General features: G+C 67.5%; 9 protein-coding genes and 1 other RNA gene. 7 read left to right on the top strand and 3 right to left on the bottom strand.

What is annotated here, in order from left to right; all coding sequences use genetic code 11:
* Positions 1-132: 132 nt before the first annotated feature.
* From HT102_RS15595 to hisN, 3 genes are all read right to left on the bottom strand, one after another.
* Positions 133-1,338 carry an acyl-CoA dehydrogenase family protein gene (locus HT102_RS15595; protein ID WP_192040378.1) on the bottom strand — a complete coding sequence of 402 codons (1,206 nt, stop codon included), beginning with the start codon at positions 1,336-1,338 and terminating at the stop codon, positions 133-135.
* Between the two features lie 33 nt (positions 1,339-1,371).
* Positions 1,372-2,763 (bottom strand): acyl-CoA dehydrogenase family protein, encoded by a 1,392-nt coding sequence (locus HT102_RS15590; protein WP_192040377.1) that lies wholly within the window; start codon positions 2,761-2,763, stop codon positions 1,372-1,374.
* 107 nt (positions 2,764-2,870) lie between these two features.
* The gene (hisN, locus tag HT102_RS15585) at positions 2,871-3,653 is read right to left on the bottom strand and encodes a histidinol-phosphatase (protein ID WP_192040376.1); all 783 of its coding nucleotides are present in this window, start codon (positions 3,651-3,653) and stop codon (positions 2,871-2,873) included.
* Positions 3,654-3,727: 74 nt separating this feature from the next.
* Between hisN and HT102_RS15580 the strand changes: the two genes are divergently transcribed.
* The 7 genes from HT102_RS15580 to HT102_RS15550 form a co-directional block, all read left to right on the top strand.
* Positions 3,728-4,879 carry a GTP-binding protein gene (locus HT102_RS15580; RefSeq protein WP_408611376.1) on the top strand — a complete coding sequence of 384 codons (1,152 nt, stop codon included), beginning with the start codon at positions 3,728-3,730 and terminating at the stop codon, positions 4,877-4,879.
* A gap of 45 nt (positions 4,880-4,924) precedes the next feature.
* The gene (gene prfB, locus HT102_RS15575) at positions 4,925-6,043 is read left to right on the top strand and encodes a peptide chain release factor 2 (RefSeq protein WP_192040374.1); all 1,119 of its coding nucleotides are present in this window, start codon (positions 4,925-4,927) and stop codon (positions 6,041-6,043) included.
* 68 nt (positions 6,044-6,111) lie between these two features.
* Positions 6,112-6,804: a cell division ATP-binding protein FtsE gene (ftsE, locus tag HT102_RS15570; protein WP_192040373.1), complete on the top strand. Its 693-nt coding sequence runs from the start codon at positions 6,112-6,114 to the stop codon at positions 6,802-6,804.
* Complete coding sequence (gene ftsX, locus HT102_RS15565) at positions 6,801-7,703, top strand: permease-like cell division protein FtsX (RefSeq protein WP_192040372.1); 903 nt, start codon at positions 6,801-6,803, stop codon at positions 7,701-7,703. Before ftsE ends, ftsX begins: the two co-directional genes overlap by 4 nt.
* Positions 7,704-7,844: 141 nt before the next feature.
* Entirely contained in the window at positions 7,845-8,321 is a 477-nt protein-coding gene (smpB, locus tag HT102_RS15560) for an SsrA-binding protein SmpB (RefSeq protein ID WP_192040371.1), read from the top strand.
* 86 nt (positions 8,322-8,407) lie between these two features.
* Positions 8,408-8,775: a transfer-messenger RNA gene (gene ssrA, locus HT102_RS15555) on the top strand.
* 221 nt (positions 8,776-8,996) lie between these two features.
* Positions 8,997-9,654 (top strand): Na+ dependent nucleoside transporter N-terminal domain-containing protein (locus HT102_RS15550; RefSeq protein WP_333473498.1); only part of this gene is annotated, 658 nt, incomplete at its 3' end.

Below are 9,654 nucleotides of genomic sequence, written 5' to 3'. Positions count from 1 at the left end.
GGATCCGCGCCGCCGCCCGGGCATGGCCCGGAAACGACGATTGCCCCGCCCCTGGTTCGGGGCGGGGCAATCCGGGCAGGACTACCGCGGCGGGCCGCTAGGGCCTGCGATGGCGGTCCTGGCCCGCAGGTATCACTTCAGCTCGGAGGAGGACTTGCCGAGGAGGCGGCGAGCCACGATGAGCTGCTGGATCTGCTGGGTGCCCTCGAAGATGTCGAGGATCTTCGAGTCGCGCGACCACTTCTCGAGCAGCGGACGCTCGGAGTAGCCGAAGCTGCCGGCGAGCTCGACCGCGCGGAGGGTGACCGCGGTGCCGGTGCGCCCCGCCTTCGCCTTGGCCATGGAGGCCTCGAGCGAGTTGGGCTTCTTGTTGTCGGCCATCCAGGTTGCCTTCATCGACAGCTGGTAGGCGGCTTCCCAGTCGGCCTCGAGGGTGAGGAACTCGGCCGCGGCGGCGTGCTGGGAGAACGCGGGGGCGTTGTAGTCGATCTCGACACCGGCTTCGCTGAGGATGCTGCGGAGCTCCTCGAGCGCAGCGCGGGCACAGCCGATGGCCATGCCGGCGACGAGCGGCCGGGTGTTGTCGAAGGTGGCCATGACGCCGCCGAAGCCCTTCTTGACGTCAACCTCGGGGCTGCCGAGGATGTGGTCGAAGGGGATTCGGCAGTTCTCGAGCATGATGGTGGCGGTGTCGGACGACCGGATGCCGAGCTTGTGCTCGAGCCGCGCGACGGTGATGCCGGGGGCATCCTTGGGAACCACGAACGACTTGATGGCGGCGCGGCCCTTGGTCTTGTCCACCGATGCCCACACGACGACGTGGGTGGAGCGCCCGCCGGCGGTGACGAAGATCTTCTCGCCGTTGAGGACCCACTCGTCGCCGTCCTGGACGGCGGTGGCGGTGACGGCGGCGGAGTCGGAGCCGAAGCTGGGCTCGGTGATGGCCATGGAGGCCCACACCTTGCCGAACTGCTCGAGCTGCTCATCGGTGGCGACCGAGGCGATGGCAGAGTTGCCGAGGCCCTGGAAGGGGATCGACAGCGTAAGGCCGACGTCGCCCCAGCAGGTCTCGATGACGTTCATCAGGGCGGACATGTTGCCGCCGTTGATGTTGCCTTCCTTCGTGGGCTTCCCGTCGCGTCCGAGGGTCGCGCCTGCGGCGCCACGGCCAGCATCGGCCATGCCCTCGACGAGGCTTGCCATGGTGTCGAGCTCGACGGGCCGCTCATGCTCGGCGAGGTCGTACTTGCGGGAGATGGGGCGGAAGATCTCCGCCGCTGCCTGGTGGGCCTGGTTGGAGGCCGCCACCAGCTTCTTGGGGAGTTCGAGATTGATCATGTGAGTGTCTCCAGGCTTTTCAGGAGGGAACGGCTAGAGGACGACGACGCCTTCGGCGACACCGATGGCGCGCAGGTCGCGGTACCAGCGCTCGACGGGGTGCTCCTTCGTGAAGCCGTGGCCACCGAGGAGCTGGACGCCGTCCAGGCCGATCTGCATGCCCTTCTCAGCGGTGATGCGGCGGGCCAGGGCTGCCTCGCGGTCGAAGGACAGGCCCTGCTCGGCGCGGGAGGCGCCGCGCCAGGTCACCAGGCGCATGCCCTCGAGCTCGATGCCGATGTTGGCGACCATGAATGCCACGGACTGGCGGTGGCTGATCGGCTCGCCGAAGGCGACGCGCTCGTTGACGTAGGGGATCACGTAGTCGAGGACGGCCTGGCTGGTGCCGCAGGCGAGGGAGGCCCATCCGAGGCGGGAGAGCTGGATGATGTCCTGGTAGTCCTTGGCGCGGCTGCTGGCATCGCCATCGCCGAGCAGTGCCGACTCGGGCACGACGACGTTGTCGAGGTTCAGGCGGCCGATGCCGGCTGCGCGCAGGCCCATGCTGGGGTCTGCCTCGACGGTGAGCCCGTTGGCGTCGGACTCGACGATGAAGAAGGCGGGCTTGCCACCGAGATCCGCGGCGACGAGGAACAGCTCCGCCGAGGCAGCGATCGGCACGAGGCTCTTCACGCCCTGCAGGGTGTAGCCGCCGGCAGCGCGGTTGGCCTTGGTCTGCAGCTCGAACGGGTTGAACAGCGCGCGGGGCTCGTTGACGGCGACGACCGCGCCGGGAACGTTCTCGCCGGCGAACGACGGCAGGTAGGTCTGCTGCTGCTCGTCGTTGCCGTACTGGGTGAGCGCGACAGCGAAGCCGCTGGGCGCGAGGATCGGCAGCGCGAGGCCCATGTCGCCGTGAGCGAGCGCCTCGGCGACGAGCGAGTTGGTGATCGCGCCCCGCTCGGAGGCAGCGCCCTCGAGCTCCTCGGGAACGTTGATCAGGGTGATGCCGAGCTCGGCGGAGCGGGCGATCAGGTCAGCAGGCGCGGCGGCTGCCGCGTCGGCGTCGTGAGCGGCCGGGCGCAGGATCTCGCCAGCGAAGTCTTTCACCGTGTCGACGATCATCTTCTGCTCGTCGCTCGGGGTGAGGTCGTAGAGGCCCTTCTTCTTGGCCTCGGAGTCGGGGAGCCGCTTGGGCTTCCCGGTTCCGGAGACCTTCTTGAAGGTCCGGGTGGCCGAGCCGAGGGTCTGGAAACCAGTCTTGGTGGCCTGGTACGCGACCCGATCGATCGGCTTGCGGAGGTTGTACTTCTCGGCGAGGCTCGATCCGGTCAGGGTGGTCAGCACGCGCATGGCAGTGCCGATCGCGTCACGCTTGACGGGGTTGAGGCCCACGGCGGAGGTGGAGCTTTGCGAGGCACCACCATTTGGGTTCTTCTTGCTCATGATCTCCAGCTATTCGTGAGAGAAGGGTCAGTGTGGTCGCTATCTTACCCATGAGTAAGTTGTGCGCGCGAGGGGCTCGCCAAACTTGCCGGGACGTGTTGGCGAACTCACTTCAAGCTATCGAGTGTGAGGGCATGCAGGAGGCCGTTTGAGCCAACCGCGCTGCCGCCGTGCGGGCCGGGATCCCCGGCGAGCGATGTGAAGGCTCCGCCAGCCTCGCGCAGCAGGATGTCGAGCGGCGCGAGGTCCCATAGGGAAACCTCTGGCTCAGCGGCGATGTCGACAGCTCCCTCCGCGACGAGGCAGTAGGAATAGAAGTCCCCGAAGCCGCGCACGCGCCACACGGCGTCGGTCAGGTCGAGCAGCTGCTCGCGGTTGCCGCGCTCCTTCCAGCCGCTGAGGCTCGACAGTGACAGGCTGGCCGAGGCGAGGTCGGCGACCGCGGAGACCTGGCTGCGATGGGCCGGGCCGCCAAGAGCCGTTGTGTAGGCGCCCTGGCCGGAGCTTGCCCACCACCGCCGGGCCAGCGCGGGCGCGCTCACCACCCCCGCCGTGGGGACGCCGTCCTCGAGCAACGCCATGAGGGTCGCCCAGACCGGTACGCCACGCACGAAGTTCTTGGTGCCGTCGATGGGGTCGATGATCCACTGCCGGCCGGTGAAGGCCGCGGTGCCGCCGAACTCCTCGCCGAGGATGGCGTCGGCGGGGCGCGCAGTGGCGAGGGTGGCGCGCAGGGCGCGCTCGACGGCGAGGTCGGCGTCGGAGACGGGGGTGAGGTCGGGCTTGCTGTCGATGCGCAGGTCCAGGGCCCCGAAGCGGTCGAGGGTGATCGCGTCGGCCTGGTCGGCGAGGGCGAGGGCGAGGGCGAGATCGGCGGCGAGGTCGGTCATGGGGAGCACGCTACTCGCCGGGCCGGCTGCCCTCCGCTTGTGCATAGAGAATGAAAACCATTATCGTTAGACGTGTGAATGCAGCCCACCCCATCCCTGTCACCGTGCTCTCCGGCTTCCTCGGCGCCGGCAAGACCACCCTGCTCAACCACGTCCTCGCCAACCGCGAGGGCCGCAGGGTCGCCGTCATCGTCAACGATATGAGCGAGATCAACATCGACTCGCAGCTCATCGACGGCCCGATAGCGGGGGAGGCCCGCCTCGACCGCACCGAGGAACGCCTCGTCGAGCTCACCAACGGCTGCATCTGCTGCACCCTGCGCGAGGACCTCGTCGAATCCGTCGCCGCGCTCGCCCGCGCCCGGAAGTTCGCCCACATCCTCATCGAGTCCACCGGCATCTCCGAGCCCATGCCCGTCGCCGCGACCTTCGAATGGACCTTCGACGACGGGTTCCGGCTTGGCGAGCTCGCCCGCATCGACACCATGGTCACCGTCGTCGACGTCTCCACGTTCCTCAGCGAGCTTGCCCGCGGCAACCGGCTCGCCGACCGCGGCCTCGCCGCCGGGGAAGGCGCCGAGCGCGGAATCTCCGACCTCCTCGTCGACCAGGTCGAGTTCGCCAACGTCATCGTGCTCAGCAAGACCGACCTCGTCACCGACGGCGTTGCGGGCGTCGTGGAATCCACCATCCGCCACCTCAACCCCCGTGCCCGCCTCCTGCGCGCCGGGCACGGACGCGTCCCGCTCGCCGAGATCCTCGACACTGGCCTGTACGACCCCGACGCTGCTGCCGAGGCCGACGGATGGGCCGAGGAGCTCGCCTCCGGGCACACCCCCGAGACCGAGGAGTACGGCATCAGCAGCGTGGTGTTCCGCGCCAACCGGCCATTCCACCCCGAGCGGCTCTCCCGCGCCATCGACGGGCTCAAGGGCGTGCTGCGCAGCAAGGGGTTCTGCTGGCTGGCCAGTCGCTCGGAGCACGCGGCCGTGTGGTCCCAGGCCGGGCCGAATCTCATCATCGAGCCAGCTCAGCCCTGGGACTCCGTGGACATCGCGCCCGGCCAGGAGATCGTCCTGATCGGCCTCAAGCTCGATCGCAACGATCCCCGCGCGCTGCTGAGGGCCGCGCTGCTCACCGATGCGGAGCTCGCGAGCGGGCCAGCGGCGTGGCGCGGATATCGCGACCCGCTTCCCGCCTGGGTGGCCCACGCGCACGCTCGGTGAGCAGCATGCATGCCAACGGTCGCGGGTTAGGTAGGCTGGGGGACTGTGCATCCTGACGTTTCCGCAGACCTCGCTGACCTCGACACCACCCTGAAGACCGTCGAGGCGGTCGTCGACGTCGAGGAGCTGCAAACCCGCATCCGGGAGCTCGAGGACCAGGCCGCCTCGCCGGACCTCTGGGACAACCAGGAGCACGCCCAGCACGTCACCAGCCAGCTCGCGTACGCGCAGGGCGAGATGCGGCGGCTCACCGCGCTCCGCCAGCGCCTCGATGACCTGCCCATCATGTATGAGCTCGCCGAGGCCGAGGAGGGCGACGCCGCCAGCGACGCGCTCGCCGAGGCCGACGCCGAGCGGATAGCGCTCCGCGAGGACATCGAGCTGCTCGAGGTGCGCACCCTCCTCTCCGGCGAGTACGACCAGCGCGAGGCCCTCGTCAACATCCGGTCCGGCGCCGGTGGGATCGACGCCGCGGACTGGGCCGAGATGCTCATGCGCATGTACGTCCGCTGGGCCGAGAAGCACGACTACAAGGTCGAGGTCTACGACATCTCCTACGCCGAGGAAGCCGGCATCAAGAGCGCCACCTTCGCCGTCAAGGCCCCCTACATGTATGGGACGCTTTCGGTCGAGCAGGGCACCCACCGGCTCGTGCGCATCAGCCCCTTCGACAACCAGGGCCGCCGCCAGACCTCCTTCGCCGAGGTGGAGGTGCTGCCCGTCGTGGAGACCACCGACCACATCGAGATCCCCGACACCGAGCTGCGTGTCGACGTTTTCCGCTCGTCCGGGCCGGGTGGGCAGTCCGTCAACACCACCGACTCAGCCGTGCGCCTCACCCACCTGCCGACCGGAATCGTCGTGTCCTGCCAGAACGAGAAGTCGCAGCTGCAGAACAAGGCGGCGGCGCTGCGCGTGCTGCAGGCCAAGCTGCTCGCCCGCAAGAAGCAGGAGGAACGGGCCGAGCTCGACGCGCTCAAGTCTGACTCCGGCTCATCCTGGGGCAACCAGATGCGCTCCTACGTGCTGCACCCCTACCAGATGGTCAAGGACCTGCGCACCGAGCTTGAGGTCAACAATCCCTCCACCGTCCTCGACGGCAACATCGACCGCTTCATCGAGTCCGGCATCCGCTGGCGCATGCGCGACACCTCCGGCGAATAGCCACGCATCCTTCGAGGCCTCGGCCTCCAGGATGCTAGGGGAGCGCGCGGGACTATACACTCGGCGGCGTGATCACCCTGTCCGCTGTGTCGAAGCGTTACGGAAACGCGACACATGCCGCTCTCGACGGGGTCACCCTCGATATCACCGAGGGTGACTTCGCCTTCCTCGTCGGGCCCTCTGGCTCCGGCAAGTCCACGCTCGTCCGCCTCCTCCTCCGTGACGAGAAGCCCACCGACGGCGATATCCACGTGGCCGGATACCACCTCAACACCATGTCCGGGCGCCAGGTGCCCAAGCTGCGCCAGCGCATCGGCTGCGTCTTCCAGGACTTCAGGCTGCTGCCCCGCAAGACCGCCGGCGAGAACATCGCCTTCGCCCTCACTGTCATCGGGCGCAAGCAATCCGACATCCGCGTCGCGGTGCCCGAGGCCCTCGCGCAGGTCGGTCTCGAGGGAAAGGCCGACCGGCTGCCCCACGAGCTCTCTGGTGGCGAGCAGCAGCGCGTCGCGCTCGCCCGCGCCATCGTCAACAAGCCGAGCCTGCTCCTCGCGGACGAGCCCACCGGCAACCTCGACCCCGTCACCAGCCAGGACATCATGCTGCTGCTCGAACGCATCAACGCCACCGGCACCACCATCGTCATGGCCACCCACGACACCCATCTCGTCGACCGGGCACGCAGGCGCGTCATCGAGCTCGACAACGGGCGCGTCGTCCGTGACCACGCCTCCGCTGCATACCTGGCGGACCAAGCATGAACGTGGTCTTCCTCGCCCGCGAGGCCATCACCGGCCTTGCCCGCAACATCACCATGACCGTCGCGATGATCCTGACCACCGCCATGTCCCTCGGACTGCTCGGAGGCGGCCTCCTCATCGCCGACATGACCACCCGTACCCAGCAGATCTACCTCGACAATGTGGAGGTCGAGATCTTCCTCACCGAGGACATCAGCGCCGCCGACCCCGGTTGCGCCACCAGCATCTGCACGACCCTCGCCGAGGATCTCGCCGCGTTCCCCGGGACCGACACCGTCACCTACATCAGCCGCGACGAGGCCGTCGAGCTCTACCGCGAGACCTTCGCTGACGACCCCGAGATCCTGGCGCTTGTGCGCGCGGCGGCGCTGCCCGCATCCTTCCGCGTGCGCCTCGACGATCCCCGGCAGTTCGCCGCCATCTACGACCAGTTCCTCCTCTATCCGGGCGTCGAAGCCATCCGCAACCAGGAAGAACTCGTCAAGCGGCTCTTCACCATTCTCGATGGGCTTCGCAACGGCGCGTTCGCCATCGCCGCCGTCGCTGGGGCCGCCGCGCTGCTGCTCATCGGCAACATGGTGCAGATCACCGCCTACACGCGGCGCGAGGAGGTCAGCATCATGCGGCTAGTCGGCGCGACCCGCTGGTACACCCAGGTGCCGTTCATCCTCGAAGCGCTGCTCGCGGCCCTCCTTGGCGCCGGCATCGCCATCGCGGGGCTCTTCGTCGCCAAGGGCGCCCTCGTCGACGGCATGCTCGCCGCCGTCTACGAATCGAACATCATCGCGCCCATCACGACTGGATCCGTCGCTGCCGTCGCGCCCGTCCTCCTCGGCCTTGCCGCGACGCTCGCCGCCGCGACCGGCTACGTCACGCTGCGGTTCTACGTGCGCGACTAAGGGAGCAGGCCCGGGGGTGATCGCAGCGAATCTGCCTTCGCGGTAATCGACTTGCGCGAACCCGTATCGTTGAAGGGCTAGGCAGCGCCTGCCCGATCGCGGGGCGGGCATGCGCGAGAACGACCACGAAGGGACCATGAGGTGAAGGAGAAGGGCCGCAAGGTCATCGCGACCAACAAGAAGGCCCGCCACAACTACGCCATCCTCGACGTCTACGAGGCTGGAGTGGCCCTCATGGGCACCGAGGTCAAGGCTCTCCGCGAGGGCAAGGCTTCCCTCGTGGATGCGTTCGCCACCGTCGATGATGGCGAGGTGTGGCTGCGCGGGCTGCACATTCCCGAGTACAACCGCGGCACCTGGACCAACCATGAACCGCGCCGCACCCGCAAGCTACTGCTGCACAAGCGCGAGATCGAGCACCTCGTGGGCAAGACGCGCGAGGGGAACCTGACTCTCGTGCCGCTGTCGATGTATTTCGTCGACGGACGGGTCAAGGTGGAGCTCGCTCTGGCGCGCGGCAAGCAATTGCATGACAAGCGGCAGGATATGGCGCGGCGCACCGCGGAGCGGGAAGCCACCCGTGAGCTGGGACGACGCATCAAGGGCATGCGCGGATAGGTGTTCCGGCTCACTATTGCGGGACAACGTGGATGACACTGTCCGGGCTTGTCGTTACACTGGGGGAACCTGATCCCAGGGACTACGGGGCTGATCGGTTTCGACTGTGTACGTAGCGCTGGGGGAAGCGTGCCGGTGCAGGCAGGAGACCACCGTAAGCGTCGCTGCAAACCTATAAGCGCCGAGAACACTCAGCGCGACTTCGCTCTCGCTGCCTAAGCGATAGCAAGTCCGTCAGACCGGGAGCGCCCTCGGCCCGGACCCTGGCGTCGCAAGAGGGACAAACCTTACAGCCCGGTCACGGGGTTGTAGGGGACATCAAACAGTGACTGGGATCGTCATCACAACTTGTCCGCGAGATTGTGAGATCCGAGTAGAGGCATAGCGGACTGCGCACGGAGAAGCCCCAGCAAAATGGCACAGGACCCGGGTTCAATTCCCGGCAGCTCCACAGGTACGAAGAAGGCCAGAGGCACCAAGCCTCTGGCCTTCTTCTTGTTCCGCGCACCGTGCGTAGCCACTGCTCGCGCCTGGCGCCCACGTTCCAGCCAGGGCCCGTTCTCATCACATTTGCTCGCCTTCCGGTTGCGGCACGGCACGCCCCGGGCGAAGGTGAATCATTCGCCGCGCAGCGATTGCCAGCGGGGGAGCGGGCACCACGGAAAGGGCAGGACCGTGCACTACGTCATCGGCATCACCGGGCTCGTCGTGTTCCTCGCGCTTGCCTGGGCCGCTAGCTATGACCGCCGCCTCGCGCTCACCAGGCTCAAGTACGTCGGCATCATGCTTGCCATCCAAGTGCTCCTCGGCCTGTTCCTCATCCGCACCAATGTCGGCCAGACCATCATCGACGGCATCACCACCGCCTTCTCCGCGCTCCTCGACTACGCCTTCGAAGGCACGAGCTTTGTCTTCGGCGGCCTCGCCGGTGACCCCGACGCCACCAACGGCCTCACCCCCTCGTTCTTCATGGTGGTGCTCATGCCGATCGTCTTCATCTCCGCGATCATCGGCATCCTCGAATGGTCCCGCATCCTGCCCGTCCTCATCCGCTACCTCGGTCTCGCCGTCGGCAAGGTCAACGGCCTCGGCAAGCTCGAGTCCTACGGCACCTCCGCATCAGTGGTCCTCGGCCAGTCCGAGGTCTTCCTCTCTCTCAAGCACCAGATCACCCACCTCGATGAACGACGCCTCTACACCCTCGCCGCGGCGGCCATGTCCACCGTCTCCGCCTCCATCATGGGCTCCTACATGGTGCTGCTCGACCCGCAATACGTGGTCACCGCCATCGCCCTCAACTTCTTCGGCATCTTCATCGTTGTCTCCCTCATCA

Source organism: Lolliginicoccus lacisalsi (genome assembly GCF_014841105.1).
Lineage (GTDB): Bacteria > Actinomycetota > Actinomycetes > Mycobacteriales > Mycobacteriaceae > Lolliginicoccus > Lolliginicoccus lacisalsi.
Note: the sequence above shows the minus strand (reverse complement) of the source record. Positions and strands in the feature narration are given on the sequence as shown.